Consider the following 21,329-nt stretch of genomic DNA (forward strand, 5'->3'; position numbering starts at 1 on the left):
TTGGTGAGTGGGAGTGGATGTTTCATTGCTTATCGACGGGGACGGAGGCCTTGCCGAGCTTGAGCGACGGTTCGCGCGCCCAGACTCGAAGTTTGCCGAGCTCTGACACGAAGGCAGCCAGCCCCCCTTCACCCGGCAATGGCAGCATGCCTTCATCCATGACATCGGCAATTCCCGCTTTTTCCAGCAACGGCAGCGCCGACTGGTCGTAGCCAATGAACTTGCAGTGCTGGAACGCGTCGGCGACGAAATCCCTGGCAGTTGCTTCCTTGATCAACTCATCGATCGCCGCCGCCGATGTCAGCAGCGCCACGGCATCGAACAGCACCGAAGGCCCGCCATCAATCATGTGATGTGCCTCGATGAAGGTGCCGTCCGACGCCGTTACCCCGCCGACCTTGGGCGCGATAAACTCGAAGACAGCTTTTTCTACCTCGACCGCTTTGGTCAGCCCCTTCAGCAGCTTGGCGTCCACCCCGTCCGTGATGAGAATGCCGAGCTTGCGACCCTCGAACCGTTTGGGACCCCGTTGAACGATGCTGAGGGCCGGCGACGGCTCCAGATCCTGACGGGTCGGCATGGCGGCGTCTGCCGGTTTCGGCATGGTCTGAAAGCCGAGCTTCTGCGCCACCGTTGCCGCAAGCGTTTCATCGATATTGAGAAGATGCGAAACCATCCTCTCACGAATGACGGGAGTTTCCACCTTGCTGAGTTCGAAGGTGAGCGCCCATGCGATATGGCGCTGCTCGGGTGGCGTCTGGCTGATGTAGAACTGGCGTGCCTGGCTGTAGTGATCGGCGAAACTTTCCGGCCGCAACCTTGCCTTGGCGCCCTGCTCCTCGGCCGGGAAATGCTGGAAACCGCGCGTCGGTGATTCCCTTGGCCCTTCCCCGAAGGAATTGGGCTGATAATTCGCCCGTCCAGTCGGATTGCGCATCGCCATATGGCCGTCCTGCTGGAAATGCGCGAAAGGACACTTGGGCGCATTGATGGGCAGATGCGTGAAGTTCGGCCCGCCAAGACGCTTCAACTGCGTATCGAGATAGGAAAAATTCCTGCCCTGCAACAGCGGATCATTGCTGAAATCGATGCCAGGCGGAACGTTCTGCGTCATGAACGCCACCTGTTCGGTCTCGGCAAAGAAATTGTCCGGCATACGGTCGAGGACAAGCCGGCCGACCGGTTTGGGCGCCAATATCTCCTCGGGGATGATCTTGGTGGGGTCGAGCACATCGAAATCGAAGCTGTCGGCGAAATCCTGATCGAAAAGCTGAACCTGCAGCTCCCATTCCGGAAAGTTGCCAGACTGGATCGCAGTCCAGAGATCGCGCCGGTGAAAATCGGGATCGGCGCCGTTGATCTTGACCGCTTCGTTCCACGCCACCGACTGCAATCCGAGCTTCGGCTTCCAGTGAAACTTCACGAAGGTCGATTGCCCCTTCGCGTTGATGAAGCGGAAGGTGTGCACCCCAAAACCTTCCATGAACCGGAAGGAGCGCGGAATGGTCCTATCGGACATGATCCACATCACCATGTTCATGCTTTCAGGCGTAAGGCTAATGAAATCCCAGAAGGTGTCATGCGCGGTTTGCGCCTGCGGAAAGGCGCGATCAGGCTCCTGCTTGGCGGCATGGATGAGATCCGGAAACTTGATCGCGTCCTGAATGAAGAATACCGGGATATTGTTGCCGACGAGATCCCAGTTACTCTCCTTGGTATAGAGCTTCACGGCGAAACCGCGCACATCCCGCGCGAGGTCGGCCGACCCCTTGTTGCCGGCGACGGTCGAGAACCGCACGAAGGCCGGGGTCTTTTCACCCGCCCGCTGAAACAGATCGGCGCTGGTGTGGGCGGCAAGGGATTCATAGGTCTCGAAGTAGCCATGCGCACCATAACCGCGGGCGTGAACCACGCGCTCGGGGATTCTTTCGTGATCGAAATGGAAAATCTTCTCGCGAAAATGGAAATCATCCACGACAAGCGGCCCGCGAGGACCAACCCGAAGGGAATTCTGGTCGTCCGCCACCGGCCCACCCTGGGCGGTCGTCAGCACGGGCTCGTCCCCGGCGGCAGTCTGGTGCAGTTCGCCGCCCGGCCCCCGAACAAGCTTCTGGTCGTGAACGGTGGCGGTGGCGGATGAAGAGGTGGAATCTGGTTTTCTGGCCATGTTAGCTCCTGCAAGGCGTTGACCAGGGGCATGACAGAACCATGCCCCCGGATTGACGGTGACCTCGTCAAATCGCCGAGCGGCGGTACCGGTTCCGCTCCTGTTCAACGTCTTCCGGCGCATAGGGTCTCGAGGCCTCGTCGAAGCCCGTCCAGCCCTGCTCGCGATAGGCTGCGCGGCGTTCCGCAGGGTCTACCCAGCCTTGCCGCTTGAGCACGGCCTCCGCCTCCGGCACCAGATTATCTTCCACGCGGGCGGTTACCAGCGTACCGCCCCTGCGCACCCCTTCGGCGTAAAGATTGGCATCCTCTTCGGAAACGCCCGAGCGGGTCATGGCTCCGATAAGCCCGCCGGCAGCGCCACCGGCGACAGCGCCGCCCGCTGCCCCGACTGCCGTTGCGGCAAGCCAGCCCGCTGCAACCACCGGCCCAACGCCCGGGATCGCCATCAATCCAAGCCCCGTCAGCAGACCGCCGGCGCCACCCACAAGCGCACCGATGCCGGCGCCTGTGCCGGCGCCCTCAGCTGCGTTGGAATCTGAATCCTCTCCATGCCGCCTGTCGGCATTGCTGCCCACGATGCTGATATCGCTTGACGGCACGCCCGCTCTTTCCAGTTCCGAGACGGCGGCGCTTGCATCATCATAGTCGTCGAAAAGTCCGGTTACGGTTCTCATGTCACTTCTCCCAAAATCCTGCGCGCCTTACTTGGCGACGACGTTGCCCTGATAATCGAGCGCTATGGCCACGGTCTTGCCGCCCTTCATGCCCGATGCCATCCACACACCCTTGTCGTCTTTCGTCAGGTTCTTGACCTGCGTGTAACCGGCATCTTCCATCCTCTGTTTGGCTTGCGCTTCGGTGAAGCTGTTTGCTCCCTCCACCGGAGCCGTAGGATTATTGGCGCCCGGTGTCGCGACAGCCGGCGTATCGCCACCGGGATTGGCGGTTGGCGTCTGCTGGGCGAAAGCCGACAGCGCACCGCCGCCCAAGAGCAACGCAACGAAAACAGTTTTCTTCATTTGGATTTTTCCTCCGCTAGGATCGTGGATTGCGAGCCTCCCTTTCGGGAGTTTTCCTCCGAGAGACGGGAAACCCATCTCGGGCCGGCATGAACGCCTCTCGAACAAACCGACATGCAGAGAGTTCCGAAAATAATTATCGGCAGGGGAGAATGCCGCCTCACACGATGATCGCCTTGCCCGCGTCGCCGGACGGGCATGGCCCAAAACTGGTAGCAGTCGTTTTTATACGACTCCCTTCACGGCCAGGAGTGAGGAAAATCCGGCAGGCCGGCACTGATGATCTCAGGCCCCATCGCCCGGATATTGGCTGTTCTTCAGGAGCAGAGCCAGATGCACCGTGTTGCGCACAAGCATGCTCACCATGGTTTTAACGGCATCAGGGGTTTCATCGAGATCAACGAAATTCTTCGAACCCATTGCCTCCCCTACCCAGTAGGCAACCGCATTTGCAGGAATAGTGAAGCCGACATCATTCAGGGCCTGGAAAAGTTCCGCCGAAACATGGTGGGCGCCGTCCTCATTCCCCACGACCGCCGCCGCGGCGACCTTGCCATAGGACACCATACGTCCCTGTTCGTCGGTTTCGTCCAGAAATGCATCCATGCGCTCCAGCGCTCTTTTGCACACGCTTGAGGGCTGTCCGAGCCATATCGGCGTTCCAAACAGAAGAATGTCGGCTGCGACGATCTTTTGACGGATGGCCGGCCAGGCGTCCCCCTCGCCTTCATCGGACGTTACGCCGGCTTTGATGTCATGATCGGCAAGCCTGACCGTCTCGATTTGCACATCATGATCGCCGAGTTCCCGAAGGATCAACGCCAGCAGTCTTTCAGTCGAGGACGGCTCCGTCGAAGCGGAGGACTTGAGTGTCGCATTCAATGCGAGGACTTTGAGAGACATGATAGCTCCTTCTGTCAGCGGCCTTTGCCGCATGTTGGTTTTGGTGGCCATATCCCGGCGAGCGGGAGAGGCCGACGCCTCCGTCTGCCAAACCGTCTGACCTAACGCCGGGAAAGCAACCGCGCCATGGCGTGATACGGAGGCGGCTTTTCGCCTTCAGGCCCGTTTTCCTTTTCCAGCCGGGCACGAATCTCCTCGATTTCTTCTTCCGTGAGATGCTCGATCCCGATAAAATCCGCGCGTGCCTGCTCAACAGCCCTCAAAAGCTCGTCCAGCTTTGCTTCCATCGCTGCGGAATCCCGGTTCTGCGAGTTCTGCACGAGGAAAATCATGAGGAAGGTGACAATGGTCGTGCCCGTATTGATGACCAGTTGCCAGACCTCCGAAAAGCCAAACAGCGGCCCGCTTACTCCCCAGACGATGATCGTGCCGAGCGCGACGACAAATGCGGTTGGTGAGCCGGAAAAAGACGCGGTACGGCTGGCAAAAAGTGTGAAGAACCTGTTCATAGCGTACTGCACCTGACGGCTGACACCGATGCTGAGGCAAAACGCACCTGTCCTATCGCCCAAGAGCGGCGGTTCTGTAACGTGCGCTGCGTTTGGATGGCACTAACAAAGGAAAAAGCAGATGGTTCCGAGGTTAGGGGCGAGGGAAGAGAGTAGCCTCCAACGTTGCCTGCGCATTCGGACAAAGCAGGACTAATTCGCTTGACGCTTGTCGTTCCCTCGCAACAGTCGGGTATGGAGAATTTGTTAGGATCACGATTTAGGTGAATTTACTTGTGGCCGCCTTGGGATGCGAACCATCGACCGGAGTTCCCGGACTGGATAGTAATTTTGGATAGCACAGTGTGCTGTGGAGCGGTGGCGAACTGTGCGAGCCGTAAAAGACTTCGGCCTCCCGTTGGGAGGCCGAAGTCTTGACAGTCTTGTAGTAATCTGGCTGCGGGGGCTTGAGTGCGCGGAGACTTGTAAATTGGCAAACATCGATCCCTACGCTGTAACAACAATCTTGGGATGACAAGCCGTCCATTCACCAATCCATGTTGGCTTCAACGAAACGTTCAGCGTGTTCCTATTTACCATGACAACCTAGCTGTGTTTTAGTCTTCGTGGTAGGGAAACCAAGATATTTTAAGTATCCGCCGTTCAGGCATTATGCCTCTTGCTTAGTGTTTCTGCCCTTTTTCTCCTGGGCTCCTGTGCGAGGCTAAGCCAAGCGACCTTGAAAGTCGTAAAGCCGGCGCACGGCGCTCTACAACAGACAATTCTGGTCGTAACGACACGTGAACTCGACAAGCCTTCCGGCGCTGTACGCCGTGTGGTTCCGGCTCAAGCCTCCAAAGCAAGAGAGCTACCCCGAAACGATTGTCGATGAGTCGCGATTCACCAGGGCCTTGGCCGCCGAATAGGGCACCTGCTGTGCACGGAAACGGCATAATCATATCGGCCATGCCTACTGGAATACGTTGAGTCCGAACATGGCAGCCTTCTTGTCGGGCTCTCAGACCCGCCGACTGTTAATCCCGTCACCTTGTCGGGTTGTGCGCGGTGACGATCCACGCTGCGCCGTCGATAATCACTGACCGCTCACCAGGGCACCCCGCGAAGACGGCACGAACCGCAGCCGAGGCGCGGGCGCGGATATCGTCGGACTGATCAGCGAGCGCGCGCGCCAGCGGGCCGACCTCGAGTGTCATCTTCACCGCGTCATCGAGCGCTGCGTCTCGCGTCTCCCCCTTGCCGAACGGGATGGAGGCATTGAATGGCGCGATAGCAACATCCGTGAAACTGGCCGCCGTTAGAATACGCTCCACACGCTCCGGGTCGCCAAACGAGAACGGGCCAGGGGCTTCCGGACCGGGCGGCGTCATCGACGGGAGGATGCCCTTAATCGCGCCCATCGGCAAACGTACCCAATCGTTCTCGGCGATGTCGCGCCAACAGACAAAAGCAACTCGCGCTCCCGGCGCGAGCGCGTGGCGCATATGGGTAAACGCCGCTGTAGGATCGTCAAAGAACATCACTCCAAACCGCGAGAACAGGATGTCGAAGGCACCCTTGGGAAATTCGGTGCTGCTGGCGTCAGCCACTTGGAACAGGACCGGTGTATCCTGCGCCAGCAGGCGCGCTCTATCGATCAGCGGTTCGGATATGTCCACGCCCAGCACATGGCCCTCCGCGCCGACGCGAGCGGCCAGATCTCGGCTAGACGCCCCCGCGCCGCAGCCGACGTCCAGCACGCGTTCACCCGTAGCGGGCGCGGCGGCTTTGATCGCAGCCTGGCCGAATGGCGCCATCATGGTATCGAGCCGGGTCTGGTAGGCGCCCCAGCGCTCCCCGCTTTGTCCTTTCCAGTCGGCAATCTGATCGGCATTTTGTTCTGCCATGTCCACATCCTTCCTTTTCCGATCCGTTCTCAACCAGGCTATGCGCCCGCGTGGTCGTTGCCACCGTGCGCGGCCATGAACATGGCGACGGCCGACCGGCAATAGGATTCGATTTCGTTGTCGTCCTCTGCTCTCGCCTCATCGAAGCGTGCGATAATCAGGAGATCAGAGCCTTTGAAAAGCGCGGCAAACAGGCGGGCAGACTGGACAGGATCAGGCACATTCAGAAGCGCCTTCGCATGCAATTGACGCAGCAGGGCCTCGATTTGGGCGATCATATGGGCGGGACCGGCTTCGTAATGGATCTTGCTCAACGACTTTTGACTTGTGACATCGGCCGTGACCATGGCTTCGACACTGCGAACGTCCGGGCGCAACAGCGTGCAAAGCAGGGATGATCCCACCGCCATGAGCTGATCTTCGGCCGAACCGTCGACGCCTTCAAAAAGGACCTGCGGCATTAACTGATGGCAGCGGGCCGCAAATGCTGCACCAAACAGCGCCTCCTTGTTCTCGAAGTGACGATAGATGCTGAGTTTGGATATCTTCGCCCGCTGAGCGACCTTGTCCAAGGTCGTCGCTTGAAAACCCAGTTCGGCAAAGAGTTCCCCTGCGGTGTCGACGATTGTTTGGCCAAGTGTTTCGTTGGCAGGCCGGCCGCGCCGGCTCTGACTATTTTTAGTCACGATAATTACAGTCCTTGACAGTATCGTTATTCGTGAATTAAGATACCATGTAGTTTCATAAATAAGCAAGCCAAAGAATCAGTCGAAAAACACGAGGTTGCCATGCAACGACGAACACTGCTGAAGCTGGCAGCGCTTTCCACCATCAGCGTTCCTCGTGCTCAGGCCACCGCCAGCCCCAGCCCCCCGCCATCCACAACAAGGAACCCATCACCATGAATGATGTCATCATCATCGGCGGCAGCTTTGCCGGCCTCTCCGCTGCCCTGCAGCTCGGCCGTGCCCGCCGCAAGGTCACCGTTCTTGATACCGGCCTGCCGCGCAATCGCTTCGCAGGCCGTTCCCACGGAGTGCTCGGCCACGATCACAAGCCACCATCGGACATCCTGACCGAGGCGCGGCAGCAACTGGCGCGTTATCCCGCGATCAATTTGGTCAACGCTCGGGCCGACAGCATCTCCGGTACCATCGACAATTTCTCCGTCCTCACTGGCGATGGCGAAAGCCTCAGCGCGCGCCGCCTGATCCTGAGTTATGGCGTTGTCGACCAGATGCCTGTTGTTCCAGGCTTTGCCGAAAGCTGGGGTACATCCGTCATCCCATGCCCCTATTGCGACGGCTTTGAAGTCGCCGGCCAGCATTGGGGCCTCGTGTGGTCGGGTCCGCAGTCGATGAATCAGGTGAGGCTTTTTCACGATTGGACCGATAGTTTGACGGTCTTTGCCGATGGTCACGACATCGCACCCGACATCCGGGCCGATCTGTCGGGCCGAAAGGTACCTCTCGTTGATGGCCGGATCACCGAGATCGTCCGTCATGGGGACCACAATGCCACTATCAAGCTCGATATCGGCCCCGATGTCGCAGTCGACATCCTGTTCGCGCATCCGCGCAACAAGCCGTCCGCAAGCCTTCATGAAGCACTGGACCTCGCCACGGTCAATACGCCAACCGGCATCGCCCTCAAGACCGACGAGTGTCGCGAAACCAGCATGCCCGGCATCTATGCCGCCGGCGACCTCGCTAACCCCGGAATCCCCTCTGTCACCACCGCAACATGGCAAGGCGCGATGGCGGGTATCTTTGCCCAGCAGTCGATGTTGGTTTAAGCACAGATTGGAAGATGAGATGACTATGGAACCGGCTAGCGCGGGTGCGCGCTTCCCTCCGCCACTTGTCTATCTGGCAGCACTGCTGTCGGCGCTGGCGGCAGAGCGTTTCGTCGTACGCTGCGCTCGTTCGACATCGACTGGCGGCTGCCAGTTGTGAACGCTGCTTTAGACCCATGTCGGTCCGAGCGCGCGCAAACATATTCTCGCCAGTGCGACCGACCGCTGCAGTGAATGTGGCGGTCGGCGCGACTATGGCACCCGGTCAGTCATGACGATAGATGACATGAAGTTTCCGAATGCCGCATGCCTAACTTTGCGGGTTTTAGGGCGCAAGCTCCGCGAATGCTTACGATCGGGAGAGCCCAAACGTCTTCCTGATGCCGCTATCCAATGCCTTGGCTGGAACAAACCGTTTCAGGCGGCTCAGAAGCGTAGCCTGTTTTCCAACCGGCCTGCGCATTTTGTGAGGACCTGTGATTGCTGCCATGATTTCGGCAGCGACAATCTGAGGGCTGCTTGCTGTCTTAATGGCTGAAAGAACGGCCTCATTGGATTTGGCAAATTGGGGAGCGTAGTCGTCAATACGCGCCTCCGTCTGCTTCGCATTGACATCGAGACTTGTCCTCGTGAACGTCGGCTCGACCAGGACAGAGCGAATGTTGAATTGCCGAACTTCGTGGTCAAGCGTTTCAGACAGTCCCTCCAGGGCATGCTTGCTACTGGCATAGAGGCCCATGTACGGTGCGGGGAGGAAGCCGAGGACCGAGCTGACATTGACGATCAGGCCGGAATTCTGCTGCCGCATCGCGGGCAATACCGCTCGCATCATGCGCAGTGGGCCAAAGAGATTGGTTTCAAAAAGGGCCTTCGCCTCATCGTCCGACGTGCTTTCGACCGGCCCGACAAGAGAGACGCCTGCATTGTTCACCACGACATCAATCCGGCCTGAACGGGACAGAACCCAATCGACGAATTGCCTCACCGACTCGTCATTGTCCACATCGAGACGTCCGTACTCGACACCGGGAACCGGTCCACTTTTGTCCGGATTGCGCGATCCTGCAAACACCTTGAACCCATTCTGTGACAGCAACCTCACGGTCGCCTGCCCTATGCCGGAGGATGCTCCGGTCACCACAACAATCTTGTCTGTCGACATCTACGCTCTCCAAAATTAGCGTTGGATTAGAAATTAATATAGATTTCATATGTAATCTATAATTCCGTTAGATTGCAAGTGTAATAAAACGCGTTTGCATAAATTGAGGAGACGGGTGGTCAACCCACACGACACTTGGGATGAGGCGCCTCGACGCGCGAAACATCGATCGAGTTAATGCGGCGGTTCTCGGCGGGACGAAGACATGGCTTCCGAAAGGGCCCTGGGCACGCAAAACACACGGCCACATCTCACCAAGCAGTATGATCCCTCCGCAGCAGATGATGCTGCGGAGGGACGGGTGGCTATTCCGCAGCAAGCGAATGCTGAGCTGTTTCCGTATTCGCGTGCTCCGTCGAATCCATGTCTGCCTTGGGTGGCTTGATGCGGAACCATGCAGCATAGAGTGCCGGCAGGAAGAGCAGGATGATGAGCGTGCCCACCGCCGTTCCGCCGATAAGCGTGTAGGCCATCGAACCCCAGAAAACCGAATGGGTCAGGGGAATGAAGGCAAGGACCGCGGCAAGCGCCGTCAGGATGACGGGCCTTGTTCGCTGCACCGTGGCTTCGATAACGGCATGGTAGTCGTCCAGACCCGCAGCCTTGTTTTCCTTGATCTGTTCGGTCAGGATCAACGTGTTGCGCATGAGGATGCCTGCCAGGCCGATAAGACCCAGGATCGCGTTAAACCCGAAAGGCTGGTTGAACAGGATCAGGGTCGGCACGACGCCTGCAAGACCGAGCGGTGCTGTCAGCATCACCATCGTCATCGTCGACAGGCTGCGTACCTGAAGGATGATGACGATCAGGGTCGCCGCGATCATCAGTGGGAACACCTTCACCAGGGCAGTATTCGCCTTGAGTGATTCCTCTATATTGCCGCCCATCTCGATCGTGTAGCCAGCAGGCAGAGATGCAACGAGTGGCTGAAGAGCGGTCATCACCTGTTGCGAAACCTCCGGCGGTTGTGTCGCCTCGTTAATATCGGACCGGACCGTCACCACCGGCGTTCTGTCACGACGCTTTAGGATCGGCTCCTCGAAGCGCACCTCCGTGTGGCCGATCTGATCGAGCGGGATCGCACGACCGTCTCTCGTCACGAGCGAGAAGTCGGCTAGCCTTGCAGGATCGAGGCGGATTTCACCGGCACTTCTGGCCACAACAGGAACGTTTCGGATGTTCTCACGGACTTGTGTGACGGGAACACCACTTAGCAGGAGCTGTATCTGCTGGGCAGCCTCGGCGGACGACATGCCGATGAGGTTCAGGCGATCCTGATCAGGAACGAACCGGACAACAGGTGTGCGGTTACCCCAGTCACGATTGGCATTTCTGACGTCAGGTACAGAGCTCATGAGAGCAAGTGCCTGTTCGGAGATTTTGTACAGCTCTTCGGCGTCCGGTCCTTTGATCCGAAACTCGACGGGGAATGGCGTGTAGGGGCCAAAGACGAGTTGCGTCACACGGACGAATGCCTCGGGCGCCAGCCCTTGCGCAACGGCTTCCCGCAGACGAAGTTTCAGCACCTCACGCTCATGGGCGTCGGATGTCAGCACAACGATCTTTGCAAAGGCAGGATCGGGCAGTTCGGGCGCCATGGCGAAGAAGAAGCGGGGCGCACCCTGGCCGATGTAACTGGTCGCGATCTTGGTTTCGGGCTGCTGCTTCAACCAGGCCTCGAGCTTCTTGACCGTGGCGGTCGTCGTTTCGATGCTCGTGCCTTCAGGCAAGCGGACTTCGACAAGAACCTCAGGGCGGTCCGATGTGGGGAAGAACTGCTGCTTCACCGCACCCATCCCGACGACTGAGAGCGCCATGACGACGCCGACAATGGCGCAGGTCAGGAACTTGTGCTTGACGGTGAATTCGATCGCGCCGCGCAGGCGTCTGTAGTTCGGCGTATCGTAAATCGCATGATGGCCACCTGCTACCGGCTTGATATCGGGCAACAGCTTTACGCCGAGATAGGGCGTAAAGATCACCGCCACGAACCACGAAACGATCAGCGCGAAACCGACGATCCAGAAGATATTGCCCGCATATTCACCGGCTGCAGAGGCGGCAAAACCGACCGGCATCAGGCCGATAATGGTCACAAGCGTCCCCGACAGCATCGGTGCCGCAGTGTGGCTCCAGGCATAGGCAGCCGCCTTGATGCGATCCATGCCCTCCTCCATCTTCACGACCATCACCTCGATGGCGATGATTGCATCGTCGACAAGCAGGCCAAGTGCCAGGATCAATGCACCGAGCGTGATGCGGTCGAAGAAGCGCCCCGTCTCGAGCATGATGATGAAGACAACAGCGAGCGTCAGCGGAACGGCCAGAGCCACGACGATGCCCACCCGCCAGCCGAGCGCAATGAGGCTGACGAAGAGCACGACGCCGAGGGCCATGGCGAACTTCACCATGAATTCACCCACCGCCGCATCAATGTTGACGGCCTGATCGCTGACCTTCGTCAGCGTTATGCCGAGGGGTAACGACTGTGCGATCCGGCTGGAGCGCTCCTCGAGAGCCTTGCCAAGCTCCAGACCATTCCAGCCCTGTTGCATGACAACACCGAGCATGATGGCCGGCTCGCCGTCATGACGGATGACATAGCTTGCCGGCTCCTGATAACCCCGGCGTACCTCAGCAATGTCGGAAAGCTTCAACGAGCGGCCGGAAGCGACGATGGGCGTATCAGCGATAGACTGAACACTGTCATAGGCGCCGTCGAGACGAATGAACACCTGCGGACCCTGCGTATCTATTGAGCCAGCGGGCGTAACGGTATTGCGCCGTTGAAGGGCTGCGGCAATGTCCTGAGAAGATATGCCGAGGGTGGCGAGCTTCTCATAGGAGAACTCTACGAATATCTGCTCCGGCTGTTCGCCGAGAATATTGATTTTCTTGACGCCGGGAACATGAAGCATGTCCTGTCTGATCTTTTCGGCCTCCCGGACGAGATCGCGCATCGGCATGCCCTGCGCCTTGAGAGCGTAAAGGCCGAAGCTGACGTCGGAATATTCGTCGTTCACGAACGGTCCCAGAACACCCTGCGGCAGGTTTCTGGCTTCATCGCCGAGCTTCTTGCGCGCCTGATAAAATTCTTCGGCGACGGCGTGTGGCGGCGTATTGTCCTTGAGCGTGACGGTAAGATAGGCAAAGCCGGGGCGCGTCGTTGTCTCGACCCGGTCGTACCAGGCCAATTCCTGAATGCGCTTCTCCAGCGGCTCGGCAACGAGATCCTGCATCTCGCGCGCGGTTGCGCCCGGCCAGACAGTCGTGACCGTCAACGTCTTGATGGTAAAGGAGGGGTCTTCAGCGCGTCCCAGCTTGACGAAGGCATAGACGCCGGCAAGCGACAGAAGGACGATAAAGAATAGCGTGACGGCGCGTTCGCGAACCGCAAGGGCGGACAGATTGAGGTTCATCAGTTTGCCGCCTCTTTTGTACCAACACTGGTGCGAACTTGCGCTCCATCCTTCAGAAGATGTGCGCCAAGCGCAACGACCTCCTCTCCCGGCTTGACATTAGTGACGACCACATTCTCTTCGCTCACCCGCTCCACGTTCACATCACGAAACTTCACGACGGACGATTGCTGATCGATCACCCAGACGCCTGTCCGCGTCCCGTCATCCAACAGGGCGCCTATCGGCAGTTCGGCATGATTCTGCACATCCCTGTTCTCGATTTCGATGGTGACGGTCGCTCCCAGGGGCGCATTTGCAGCCCCCCCTTCAAGTACCCAGCGCGTTTCATAAGTGCGGGTCTGCTGATCAGCAGAATCGGAGATCTGGCGCAGCTTGGCCTTCTCCACATTGTTTCTGCCGTACACCGAGGCAGAAGCCTGAACCCCGATTTCAGGGCGCATGGTTTCGGGAAGCCAGACAATGGCTTCGCGCGGACCTGACTTCGCGAGCCGGACAACCGGCTGCCCGGCGGTTACCACCTGGCCCGGTTCACCGAGCGTCTCGACAATGGTTCCATCTGCATCGGCAACAAGAACCGTATATTGGGCCTCGTTTTCGGCAACATTCGCCTCAGCCTGAGCGGCGGCCAACTGTGCCGTCGCCGTATCCAGCAGGGCTTTCGATCGTTCATATTGCTGCGTCGAGGCAGCAGAGGTCTTCACCAGAACGGCAAAACGTTTTTCATCGGCTTTCGCTTGGACAAATGTCGCCTGTGCCGCAATGACAGCGTTTCGCTTGGCGGTCAGAGCAAGGCGAAGATCAGTTTCGTCAAGCCTCATCAGTGGCTGTCCAGCGCTTACCTGCTCCCCGACGTCGACAAAACGTTCGACGATCTTGCCGGGAACGCGAAAGCCGAGATTGCTCTGGACCCGGGCACCAACGGTTCCGGTAAAGCTGCTGCGCGAATTACCAGGGAGCCTGGCCGTCGCGAGGTTGACCAGTGGCGCCAAGGTCCGGGGATCGGCAGCCTTTGCCTCTGGTGCCTGCGCCGGAAGCAGCAGTGCTGCGGCTCCGCCTGCGGCCAGCGCCAGCACTGCTGCTGCAGTGACAACAAGTTTCCGTTTCATTTCATCGTCCCTTCTTGACGGCCTGTTCAAAAATATTAGATTGCACTCTAACTCTAAAAGGCATATAGATGTCAAATGAAATCTAATTGGAGATCCACATGAGAGTGAGCCGCGTACAGGCAGAGGAAAACCGGGAGAGGGTGATAAACGTCGCCAGCCGGTTGTTTCGAGAGCATGGTTTCGACGGGATCGGCCTGAAAGACCTGATGAAGGGTGCAGGCCTCACCCAGGGTGGATTCTACAAGCAATTCGCATCGAAAGACGATCTTGCGGCGCTCGCATCACGGCGTGCTCTCGAGAGCGCCACGAGAAGGTGGTCTGATGCCGCAGGAGACACATCAGATCCCCTGGAGTCGATCATCAGGTTCTACCTATCCAAAGACCATAGCGGCGAGAAGGCGGAAGGATGCCCGCTTGTTGCTCTCGGCTCCGACGCTGCGCGTCAGACTGCCGAAGTTCGGCGCCCGTTTGAGGATGGTATCCGGGCGCATTTCGAGGTGCTCGAAGAACTCATCGGACACGGTGACGATAGAGCTCGAAGCGGAAAGGCCATGGCAATATTGTCCATGATGGTCGGCGCAGTGACGCTATCCCGGATCATCGAGGATGAACTTTTGTCGACGAGTGTACTCGACGCGGCAGCGAGCGAGGTCCGGCGCATTGCTGGCCGCGATCGCAGCGACTAACAGACAGTTTTTGGATATTCGTCGCCGATAGCTGTCACGGCTCAGCCGAATCCGGACGCGTATCAGGCGAGTATAGCGCAAACCGCATGTCCCAAGTTCACGACCGGTCATTCGGTCGCACGCCGAAGGCATGCCAAATTTTTGATCATAGACAGGTGGAATGCAAATGCGTCGTGTCGTTGTCACGGGAATGGGAGCCGTCAGCCCCCTTGGTGCGAATGTCGATATCTCCTGGTCTCGGCTCCTTGCTGGCAAAAGCGGGATCCGGCGACTGGATGACGACATCGTCGGGGATTTGCCTTCAAAAATCGGAGGTGTTGTCCCTTCACTGGCAGCAGATCCTGAAGGAGGATTTGATCCTGACAGGACCCTGTCCTCGAAGGATCAACGGAAGGTCGATCGCTTCATCATCTTTGCGCTGGCGGCGGCGGAAGAGGCTCTGGCGCAGGCGAAATGGAAGCCAGCTTCCGAAGAAGAAAAACTGAGAACGGCGACCATCATCGCATCGGGCATCGGCGGCTTTCCCGCGATAACGGAGGCGGTGCGTACCGTCGACCAACGCGGCGTCCGCCGCCTCTCGCCCTTCACCATTCCATCCTTTCTTGTCAATCTCGCCGCCGGACAAGTCTCTATCCGGCATGGCTTTAGAGGCCCGCTGGGAGCGCCGGTGACGGCATGCGCCGCCGGCGTTCAGGCGATTGGCGATGCAGCACGACTGATCAGGTCCAATGAAGCCGACATTGCGGTTTGCGGTGGCACCGAGGCCTGTATGAACATTGTCAGCCTTGGTGGTTTCGCAGCGGCAAGATCACTATCGACAGGCTTTAACGAGACTCCGGCCAAAGCGTCACGTCCTTTCGACACCGCGCGCGACGGCTTCGTTATGGGTGAAGGCGCAGGCATTCTCGTCATTGAAGCGTTAAGCCACGCTCTTGCTCGTGGTGCGACGCCGATAGCAGAACTCGTTGGATATGGAACGACGGCCGACGCCCATCATATTACCTCCGGTCCGGAAGATGGAAGCGGCGCCCGCAGGGCAATGCAAATCGCCATCGCCCAGGCGGGTATCGCGCCGCACGAAATCGGCCATCTAAACGCACATGCGACATCGACCCCGGTTGGAGATCTCGGAGAGCTCAGAGCGATCAAGAGCCTGTTCGGCCAAAGAAAGTCGATCGCGGTCAGCGGGACGAAATCGGCGACGGGGCACCTGCTGGGGGCCGCTGGCGGCCTTGAGGCTATTTTTACGATCCTGGCGCTCCAGCACCAGATCGCGCCCCCGACCTTGAATCTCAGTTCACCGGACCCTGAGGCCAATGGCATAGACTTTGTCGCAAACGATGCCCGACCCCTCGATGTTGAATATGCAATATCCAATGGCTTCGGCTTCGGTGGCGTCAATGCCAGCGCAGTGTTTCGACGCTGGCCGAGGAGAGGCAATCGTACGCCATTAGCTGACTAAACCTCGTGCGCGGTCCCCTTTGAACATAGTCTCCACCAGGACGCTCCCACCATGCAACCAACGACTGTCGTTTCGCCGCCCAGCATAACGCTCCTCAAGCCAAGGATTGCCGTCATCGGCGTCGGCGGTGGCGGCGGCAATGCTGTCAACAACATGATCATGCACGATCTCGAGGGCGCGGAGTTTATCGTTGCGAACACCGATGCCCAGGCTTTGTCCATGTCAAAAGCGCCACGCCTTATCCAGCTTGGCCCGACCGTCACGGAGGGACTTGGCGCCGGATCATTGACCGATATTGGACAGGCGGCAGCCGAAGAGTCGATTGACGAGATCATGGATCACCTCCACGGAACCCATATGTGTTTCGTGACGGCGGGCATGGGGGGTGGAACGGGAACAGGTGCCGCACCCGTTATCGCCCATGCTGCGCGCAAGGCAAGCATACTGACGGTCGGCGTCGTCACCATGCCCTTCACATTCGAAGGTACCCAGCGAATGCGAACAGCGCGGCAGGGAATCGAGCGTCTCGGCGAATGCGCGGACACGGTGATCGTCATCCCCAATCAGAACCTCTTCCGGGTTGCCGATGCGAAGACGACCTTCGCGGATGCCTTCGAAATGGCAGATCATGTGCTGCATGCCGGGGTCAGTTCCGTCATCGATCTGATCGTCAAGGAAGGATTGATCAATCTCGACTTCGCCGATGTAAGGTCAGTCATGCGTGACATGGGTCGAGCGGTCATGGGCACGGGCGAGGCAACAGGAGACGCCCGCGCCCGACATGCCGCCGAGGCAGCGATTGCCAATCCGCTGTTCGATGAAGCGTCCGTCAGGGGAGCGAAAGGCCTTCTCGTCTCGATCTCCGGCGGACCGGACATGACCCTTTTTGATGTCGACGAAGCTGCAACACGTGTTCGCGAGGAAGTCGATGACGACGCCAATATCGTCGTTGGCGCGACATTCAATGATGCGCTTGAAGGGCGGCTGAGAGTCTCCGTTGTCGCCACCGGATTGAGACAACCGGCAGAGGTGATCCACCTTTCGGAGCGAATGGCGTGATGCTCGCTCATACTGTGGGACCTGCAAGCGCCGATTTGTAAAATTGATGGCCATGGAGATTTGAAATGTTGAAGCGTTTTCGAGAAAAATGGCGATCGTGGGAAGATGCCGTCCTGGGTATCGACGATCCGCAGGGAGACTACCTCGCCGCATTGGAAAAACGGCTGGATCGACTGGAGACCGAAGTGGCTGGATTAAAGGCACAGCCCCGCGAAGAGGTAGTGTGGGAGGACGGCGCCGAAAACAAGGGGTGATGGCTGTAGCCGCTCAACGAGGTTGCTGTCGAGCTCGATGCGGCCGTCGGTGAGAAAGCGCTCGAAGATAGAGCGACGCGAGGCGACATAACGTATCGCCTCAGCGAGCTTCGACTTGCCGGAGATCCGAGGCAGGGTTGCAACAGGTCAAAGAGCTCCTTCGACTGAGGATTCTGACGGCTCCCGACGGGATGTCAGCTATTCAATGCAATGCTGCCACCTGAAACCTGCCATTTGATCGGCACCACGAAACGGCAGAGCCGCCGCGAGAGCGGACTGTCGGCGACCCGGAACGGCAGTGCATGTAATTGTTCTGAGCTGGCAACCTCGTTCGGGCTGACGCTGCAAAGCGACAACCACTTTCTCGCAGGCCGACGGTTACCGCCGAGAGGGCCATCGAACAAAGATCGCACAAGCCGGCGAACTGCTTCTTGTTTCACATTGCGGTTTCAGATCGCTTTGGCCTGCGTATTGCGCGAACTTTGGGGCTATCGCCAGCGCCGCAGAAGAACCGATCGCGTCCGTCGGATTCAAGCCCCGAAACTGCCATTTCCGCCGGCATATCCAACCGCTCCAGCACTTCACCGGTTGAAGGATCGATGCGGCGGACATCGCTTTGGTCGTTCTCCCACGTACCGTGCCAGAGCTCGCCGTCGACCCACGTGACCCCGGTAACGAAGCGATCGGTTTCGATCGTTCGTAGCACCTTTCCCGTCTCGGGATCGATTTGATGGATTTTGCGGCCGCGATGTTGCCCGACCCAGAGCGAACCTTCAGCCCAGGCAAGGCCGGAATCGCCTCCATTGCCGGGGGCGGGAATCGTGGCGAGCACCTCGCCAGTCTGTGGATCGACCTTCCGAATCACCGCTTCAGCAATCTGGAACAGGTACTCGCCGTCGAATGCCGTGCCGGCATCCGCGGCAATATTGAGCGAGGTCAGCACGTCTCCGCTGTCGGGATCAAACGCCTCCAGTTTTGCACCTGTCGCCATCCAGACGCGGCGGCCGTCAAAGCTGACCCCATGGACGTGATCCACTCCGGGAAAAGGGCCATATTCACGGATAATTTCGGCGGCTGTGTGTTTCATGCCCTCATCCTAGCCTGAAATGCCGATGGCGGGGAGTAACAAGCTTGTCGGAAAACCCGGAAAGCTCGTCGCAATCCAGCGACGGGCGCGTGCGTGGCCGAACCACTCCACCTTATCATTTTTCTCAAGGGTATCGAGCGCCCGCTGCACCGTGCGCGGGCTGACGTCGAGCGCGAGCGCCAGCGCGGAGCTGGACCAGGCCTCGCCATCGGCGAGAAGCGCCAGCACGTCGCTATGCTTTTCTTCGACGGGCGGCGCAAGCACCGCGACCGCGCCGCCGTCATGTGACTCCAATACGAACCCCTGCTCGGTGGCGCGTATCTGCGCCAAGGGCCTGATTGCCTCGCGCAGACGCCCGATCTCAACCCGCAGCCGAGCGCGGTGCGATTCATCTGCTTCCCGTGCACGAAAGGCGCGGACGAGAAGCTCCTCCCGCGGGACATCTTCCGGCCAAGCCTGACCAAGCACGCGCATGAGCGCGAACAGGACCGGACGATTCGCGAGAAAAACGATGGCTTTATTGACACGCACGACGTTCCGGCACACATCGATGACAAGCGCCCCCGATGCAATGAGCGCCTCCACCTCATCGAGCCGAAGAAGCCGTTCTCCATTACGCGCGACCAGCCGCGCGGCAGGCGCTTCGAAGGCCCGTACGGCTCTATTGACTTCGGCTTTCAATGCAGCATTGCCGACGACCTCCGCGGCGTTTTCTGCGCGATCGAGCGCATCACGAGCCGGCTTCGCGCGTATGCGGCGCATCGCGATGCCCGCGACCACCAACTCGTAGCCTACCCGCGATGTCATCGGCAACGCACCAGCATCGAGGCCGTTCAGAACCCGCTCCGCCTCGTCGAGACGGCCGATCAACAGCAAGCGCCTTGCTTCGAGATAGCCGGCATGCGCGGCGTTCGCGAAGTCGCCGAATGCCTCCAGCGTTGTCCGGGCGGCGGCGAGCCCCTCCATGGGACGGCCGAGGTCGCGCAAGACCAACGCGATCTCTGCCTCCGCAACGGCACATCGCGCACGGGCCATGGGCTCCCGGTTGCCGAAAGCGCGCGCCGCGTTTCCCAGCAGTTCCTTCGCGCGTGCAAGGTCGCCGAGCTGCGCCATGGCAATGCCGCGCAGGGCGAGCGCCGGGGCATCGGCGCGTAAGGCGATGCGCTTGAGCGCTGCAAGCGGATCACCCGCCGCAAGCGCCCGCGCCGCGAAGGTAATCAGAGAGTCCATTCAAATCCCGTCACACTTGTTACTCACACTCTCCCGCCATTCGGACATAGATTCTTGTCAGGTTAAGCGTCGCAGGAAGCATTGTCGAACCTCAATTGGGAATTCAGAAATGGCAATGTCCAAACCAACGAGAAAACGCTCTTCGGACACGCTGCGATCATGCGATGTCACAGGCTGGCTCGTTCTTGCAGCTTCGCCGACCTTCGCGTCGATGGCCTGGATTTCGGCGAACGACATGCAGGCGAGGATCTGCGCGTCCTCGCCGGGCGCGCTGCCGATCAGCGACATGGCCTTCATGTACCTGCTGATGAGCCTCTTTCACCTGCCGCCCTGGCTGAAGCTCGCTTCCGCTTACTGGCGGCAATGTCCATCCCCTAAAACCCGAGGAGACTGACAATGAACCACAAAATCGTTTCAACCAAAGACTGGCTCGCCGCCCGGCGGGATTTTCTGAAAGCGGAGAAAGAGCTTACTCGACACCGTGACGAGGTCGCCCAAAAGCGGCTGGCGCTGCCATGGGTGCAGATCGAAAAGGAATATGTGTTCGATACGCTCGATGGCCCCAGAACGCTTGCCGATCTGTTCGATGGCCGATCGCAGCTTCTGGTGCAGCACTTCATGTTCGCGCCGGGATGGAAGGAGGGTTGCCCGAGCTGCTCTTTCATGGCCGATCATACCGATGGCATGAACAATCATCTTTCGCATCACGACGTTACCATGATCGCCATATCACGTGCACCGCTCGCCGACCTCGAGCGCTACCGTAAACGGATGGGCTGGCGCTTCAAATGGGTGTCGTCCTTCGGAAATGACTTCAATCACGATTTCCGTGTCAGCTTCACACCCGACGAGGTCGCCTCCGGCAAGATCGACTACAATTTCGGAGAGTGGCCGGAACTTGGCGAGGAGTGGCCGGGCATCAGCGCCTTCTACAAGGACGACGCCGGCCAGGTCTTCCGCACCTACTCCACCTATGGGCGCGGCGTCGAGGCGATGATGGGTACCTATCAGCTACTCGATCTCGCCCCGAAGGGACGCAACGAAGGCGAAGGAATGGACTGGGTCCGCCGCCACGATCGGTACGAATAGCAGTCCTTACGTTTACCTATTCGCTCGTCGCTGAGGGAGCGGATGTTTTTCCCATCTTCTTTGACTACGGACAGCATTGCGTCGAGATGGAGTGGAGCCGGGCGAACGAAGTTCTACCCACGGAGATGCGTAGGCCAGAACGCTGCAACGTTTCCGACCTCTTCCGTGGATCGTCATCCCGTCTCCACGATGCCGACCTCATAATCACGGCGGAAGGAAGCCTCGACGGGCAGACACCTTTCGGCAAGGTTCCAGCTGAAATTGCCCGCCGTGCCAAGACGGCCGGCGTTCCCGTCATTGCCCTTGCAGGCACGATCGGCAAGGGTATCAGGCTCAATTTCGATTGCGGGATCGATGCTTTCGCCTCAATATTGATCCGACCCTGCTCGCTGGAGGACGCGATCTCATAGGCACCGAAGGCGCGCGCGGCGGAAGATGCCGTCAGGATGATCATGATCGGGACGACCCTGCGAGCACCGACGGGAAAGGTGGGC

The 21,329-nt window shown here is 59.0% G+C and carries 20 protein-coding genes and 2 pseudogenes; 8 read left to right on the plus strand and 14 right to left on the minus strand.

Annotation, left to right across the window (positions count from 1 at the left end; translation table 11 throughout):
- Positions 1-22: 22 nt before the first annotated feature.
- From catE to EM858_RS13245, 7 genes are all read right to left on the minus strand, one after another.
- Positions 23-2,167 carry a catalase C gene (gene catE / locus EM858_RS13215; RefSeq protein ID WP_127756889.1) on the minus strand — a complete coding sequence of 715 codons (2,145 nt, stop codon included), beginning with the start codon at positions 2,165-2,167 and terminating at the stop codon, positions 23-25.
- Positions 2,168-2,234: 67 nt separating this feature from the next.
- The gene (locus EM858_RS13220; protein ID WP_080820180.1) at positions 2,235-2,843 is read right to left on the minus strand and encodes a general stress protein; all 609 of its coding nucleotides are present in this window, start codon (positions 2,841-2,843) and stop codon (positions 2,235-2,237) included.
- 27 nt (positions 2,844-2,870) lie between these two features.
- Positions 2,871-3,188: a PepSY domain-containing protein gene (locus tag EM858_RS13225; protein ID WP_080820179.1), complete on the minus strand. Its 318-nt coding sequence runs from the start codon at positions 3,186-3,188 to the stop codon at positions 2,871-2,873.
- A 285-nt stretch (positions 3,189-3,473) separates the two neighbouring features.
- Entirely contained in the window at positions 3,474-4,091 is a 618-nt protein-coding gene (locus EM858_RS13230) for an NAD(P)H-dependent oxidoreductase (protein WP_080821044.1), read from the minus strand.
- A gap of 101 nt (positions 4,092-4,192) precedes the next feature.
- Entirely contained in the window at positions 4,193-4,600 is a 408-nt protein-coding gene (locus EM858_RS13235; RefSeq protein WP_080820178.1) for a low affinity iron permease family protein, read from the minus strand.
- 1,022 nt (positions 4,601-5,622) lie between these two features.
- Positions 5,623-6,483 carry a class I SAM-dependent methyltransferase gene (locus EM858_RS13240; RefSeq protein ID WP_080820175.1) on the minus strand — a complete coding sequence of 287 codons (861 nt, stop codon included), beginning with the start codon at positions 6,481-6,483 and terminating at the stop codon, positions 5,623-5,625.
- Positions 6,484-6,521: 38 nt separating this feature from the next.
- A complete protein-coding gene (locus EM858_RS13245) occupies positions 6,522-7,169 on the minus strand; it encodes a TetR/AcrR family transcriptional regulator (RefSeq protein WP_162936910.1) in 648 nt (215 codons plus the stop codon).
- 215 nt (positions 7,170-7,384) lie between these two features.
- Here EM858_RS13245 and EM858_RS13250 point away from each other — a divergent pair, with 215 nt between their 5' ends.
- Positions 7,385-8,278 carry an NAD(P)/FAD-dependent oxidoreductase gene (locus EM858_RS13250; protein WP_080820173.1) on the plus strand — a complete coding sequence of 298 codons (894 nt, stop codon included), beginning with the start codon at positions 7,385-7,387 and terminating at the stop codon, positions 8,276-8,278.
- 19 nt (positions 8,279-8,297) lie between these two features.
- A pseudogene (locus tag EM858_RS13255) lies at positions 8,298-8,434 on the plus strand (isoprenylcysteine carboxylmethyltransferase family protein); the annotation flags it as partial.
- A gap of 193 nt (positions 8,435-8,627) precedes the next feature.
- Here the strand turns inward: EM858_RS13255 and EM858_RS13260 are convergent.
- The 3 genes from EM858_RS13260 to EM858_RS13270 all read right to left on the minus strand — a co-directional run bounded on the left by EM858_RS13260 (position 8,628) and on the right by EM858_RS13270 (position 13,968).
- Positions 8,628-9,440: an oxidoreductase gene (locus EM858_RS13260; RefSeq protein ID WP_080820170.1), complete on the minus strand. Its 813-nt coding sequence runs from the start codon at positions 9,438-9,440 to the stop codon at positions 8,628-8,630.
- A gap of 305 nt (positions 9,441-9,745) precedes the next feature.
- Entirely contained in the window at positions 9,746-12,859 is a 3,114-nt protein-coding gene (locus EM858_RS13265; protein ID WP_080820167.1) for an efflux RND transporter permease subunit, read from the minus strand.
- Positions 12,859-13,968: an efflux RND transporter periplasmic adaptor subunit gene (locus EM858_RS13270; protein ID WP_080820166.1), complete on the minus strand. Its 1,110-nt coding sequence runs from the start codon at positions 13,966-13,968 to the stop codon at positions 12,859-12,861. Before EM858_RS13270 ends, EM858_RS13265 begins: the two co-directional genes overlap by 1 nt.
- Before the next feature lie 98 nt (positions 13,969-14,066).
- Here EM858_RS13270 and EM858_RS13275 point away from each other — a divergent pair, with 98 nt between their 5' ends.
- The 4 genes from EM858_RS13275 (at position 14,067) to EM858_RS13290 (ending at position 17,429) form a co-directional block, all read left to right on the plus strand.
- Positions 14,067-14,654 carry a TetR/AcrR family transcriptional regulator gene (locus tag EM858_RS13275; RefSeq protein ID WP_080820164.1) on the plus strand — a complete coding sequence of 196 codons (588 nt, stop codon included), beginning with the start codon at positions 14,067-14,069 and terminating at the stop codon, positions 14,652-14,654.
- Between the two features lie 166 nt (positions 14,655-14,820).
- Entirely contained in the window at positions 14,821-16,116 is a 1,296-nt protein-coding gene (gene fabF / locus EM858_RS13280) for a beta-ketoacyl-ACP synthase II (protein WP_127756890.1), read from the plus strand.
- A gap of 51 nt (positions 16,117-16,167) precedes the next feature.
- Complete coding sequence (ftsZ, locus tag EM858_RS13285) at positions 16,168-17,175, plus strand: cell division protein FtsZ (protein WP_080820162.1); 1,008 nt, start codon at positions 16,168-16,170, stop codon at positions 17,173-17,175.
- 65 nt (positions 17,176-17,240) lie between these two features.
- Entirely contained in the window at positions 17,241-17,429 is a 189-nt protein-coding gene (locus EM858_RS13290) for a hypothetical protein (protein ID WP_080820160.1), read from the plus strand.
- Here the strand turns inward: EM858_RS13290 and EM858_RS13295 are convergent.
- From EM858_RS13295 to EM858_RS27115, 4 genes and pseudogenes are all read right to left on the minus strand, one after another.
- Positions 17,370-17,570: pseudogene (locus EM858_RS13295) on the minus strand (transposase); the annotation flags it as partial. The gene EM858_RS13290 and the pseudogene EM858_RS13295 overlap by 60 nt on opposite strands.
- 295 nt (positions 17,571-17,865) lie before the next feature.
- Positions 17,866-18,516 (minus strand): glutaminyl-peptide cyclotransferase, encoded by a 651-nt coding sequence (locus tag EM858_RS13300; protein WP_080820159.1) that lies wholly within the window; start codon positions 18,514-18,516, stop codon positions 17,866-17,868.
- Positions 18,517-18,525: 9 nt separating this feature from the next.
- Positions 18,526-19,746, minus strand: a complete 1,221-nt coding sequence (locus EM858_RS13305) for an HTH domain-containing protein (protein WP_080820157.1) — start codon at positions 19,744-19,746, stop codon at positions 18,526-18,528.
- 57 nt (positions 19,747-19,803) lie between these two features.
- Positions 19,804-20,034 (minus strand): hypothetical protein, encoded by a 231-nt coding sequence (locus EM858_RS27115; RefSeq protein WP_162936909.1) that lies wholly within the window; start codon positions 20,032-20,034, stop codon positions 19,804-19,806.
- Positions 20,035-20,142: 108 nt separating this feature from the next.
- Between EM858_RS27115 and EM858_RS13315 the strand changes: the two genes are divergently transcribed.
- Together EM858_RS13315 and EM858_RS13320 are read left to right on the plus strand one after the other, a co-directional pair.
- On the plus strand, positions 20,143-20,835 hold the full coding sequence (locus EM858_RS13315) for a thioredoxin family protein (protein ID WP_080820153.1): 693 nt from the start codon (positions 20,143-20,145) through the stop codon (positions 20,833-20,835).
- Between the two features lie 125 nt (positions 20,836-20,960).
- Positions 20,961-21,245, plus strand: coding sequence for a glycerate kinase (locus EM858_RS13320; RefSeq protein WP_244557350.1), 285 nt, complete (start codon positions 20,961-20,963; stop codon positions 21,243-21,245).
- Positions 21,246-21,329 lie beyond the last annotated feature (84 nt).

The sequence above is a fragment of the Agrobacterium sp. CNPSo 2736 genome (assembly GCF_004005385.1).
In the GTDB taxonomy this organism is placed as follows: Bacteria; Pseudomonadota; Alphaproteobacteria; order Rhizobiales; family Rhizobiaceae; genus Agrobacterium; species Agrobacterium leguminum.

What these genes read in the sequence shown, in the direction of transcription:
- EM858_RS13290 (WP_080820160.1), top strand. Translation starts at nt 17,241, where the DNA reads ATGTTGAAGCGTTTTCGAGAAAAATGGCGATCGTGGGAAGATGCCGTC.
- EM858_RS13265 (WP_080820167.1), bottom strand. Translation starts at nt 12,859, where the DNA reads ATGAACCTCAATCTGTCCGCCCTTGCGGTTCGCGAACGCGCCGTCACG.
- EM858_RS13275 (WP_080820164.1), top strand. Translation starts at nt 14,067, where the DNA reads ATGAGAGTGAGCCGCGTACAGGCAGAGGAAAACCGGGAGAGGGTGATA.
- ftsZ (WP_080820162.1), top strand. Translation starts at nt 16,168, where the DNA reads ATGCAACCAACGACTGTCGTTTCGCCGCCCAGCATAACGCTCCTCAAG.
- EM858_RS13250 (WP_080820173.1), top strand. Translation starts at nt 7,385, where the DNA reads ATGAATGATGTCATCATCATCGGCGGCAGCTTTGCCGGCCTCTCCGCT.
- EM858_RS13235 (WP_080820178.1), bottom strand. Translation starts at nt 4,600, where the DNA reads ATGAACAGGTTCTTCACACTTTTTGCCAGCCGTACCGCGTCTTTTTCC.
- EM858_RS13220 (WP_080820180.1), bottom strand. Translation starts at nt 2,843, where the DNA reads ATGAGAACCGTAACCGGACTTTTCGACGACTATGATGATGCAAGCGCC.
- EM858_RS27115 (WP_162936909.1), bottom strand. Translation starts at nt 20,034, where the DNA reads ATGTCGCTGATCGGCAGCGCGCCCGGCGAGGACGCGCAGATCCTCGCC.
- EM858_RS13230 (WP_080821044.1), bottom strand. Translation starts at nt 4,091, where the DNA reads ATGTCTCTCAAAGTCCTCGCATTGAATGCGACACTCAAGTCCTCCGCT.
- EM858_RS13320 (WP_244557350.1), top strand. Translation starts at nt 20,961, where the DNA reads ATGCGTAGGCCAGAACGCTGCAACGTTTCCGACCTCTTCCGTGGATCG.
- catE (WP_127756889.1), bottom strand. Translation starts at nt 2,167, where the DNA reads ATGGCCAGAAAACCAGATTCCACCTCTTCATCCGCCACCGCCACCGTT.
- EM858_RS13300 (WP_080820159.1), bottom strand. Translation starts at nt 18,516, where the DNA reads ATGAAACACACAGCCGCCGAAATTATCCGTGAATATGGCCCTTTTCCC.
- EM858_RS13315 (WP_080820153.1), top strand. Translation starts at nt 20,143, where the DNA reads ATGAACCACAAAATCGTTTCAACCAAAGACTGGCTCGCCGCCCGGCGG.
- EM858_RS13260 (WP_080820170.1), bottom strand. Translation starts at nt 9,440, where the DNA reads ATGTCGACAGACAAGATTGTTGTGGTGACCGGAGCATCCTCCGGCATA.
- EM858_RS13305 (WP_080820157.1), bottom strand. Translation starts at nt 19,746, where the DNA reads ATGGACTCTCTGATTACCTTCGCGGCGCGGGCGCTTGCGGCGGGTGAT.
- EM858_RS13225 (WP_080820179.1), bottom strand. Translation starts at nt 3,188, where the DNA reads ATGAAGAAAACTGTTTTCGTTGCGTTGCTCTTGGGCGGCGGTGCGCTG.
- EM858_RS13270 (WP_080820166.1), bottom strand. Translation starts at nt 13,968, where the DNA reads ATGAAACGGAAACTTGTTGTCACTGCAGCAGCAGTGCTGGCGCTGGCC.
- EM858_RS13240 (WP_080820175.1), bottom strand. Translation starts at nt 6,483, where the DNA reads ATGGCAGAACAAAATGCCGATCAGATTGCCGACTGGAAAGGACAAAGC.
- fabF (WP_127756890.1), top strand. Translation starts at nt 14,821, where the DNA reads ATGCGTCGTGTCGTTGTCACGGGAATGGGAGCCGTCAGCCCCCTTGGT.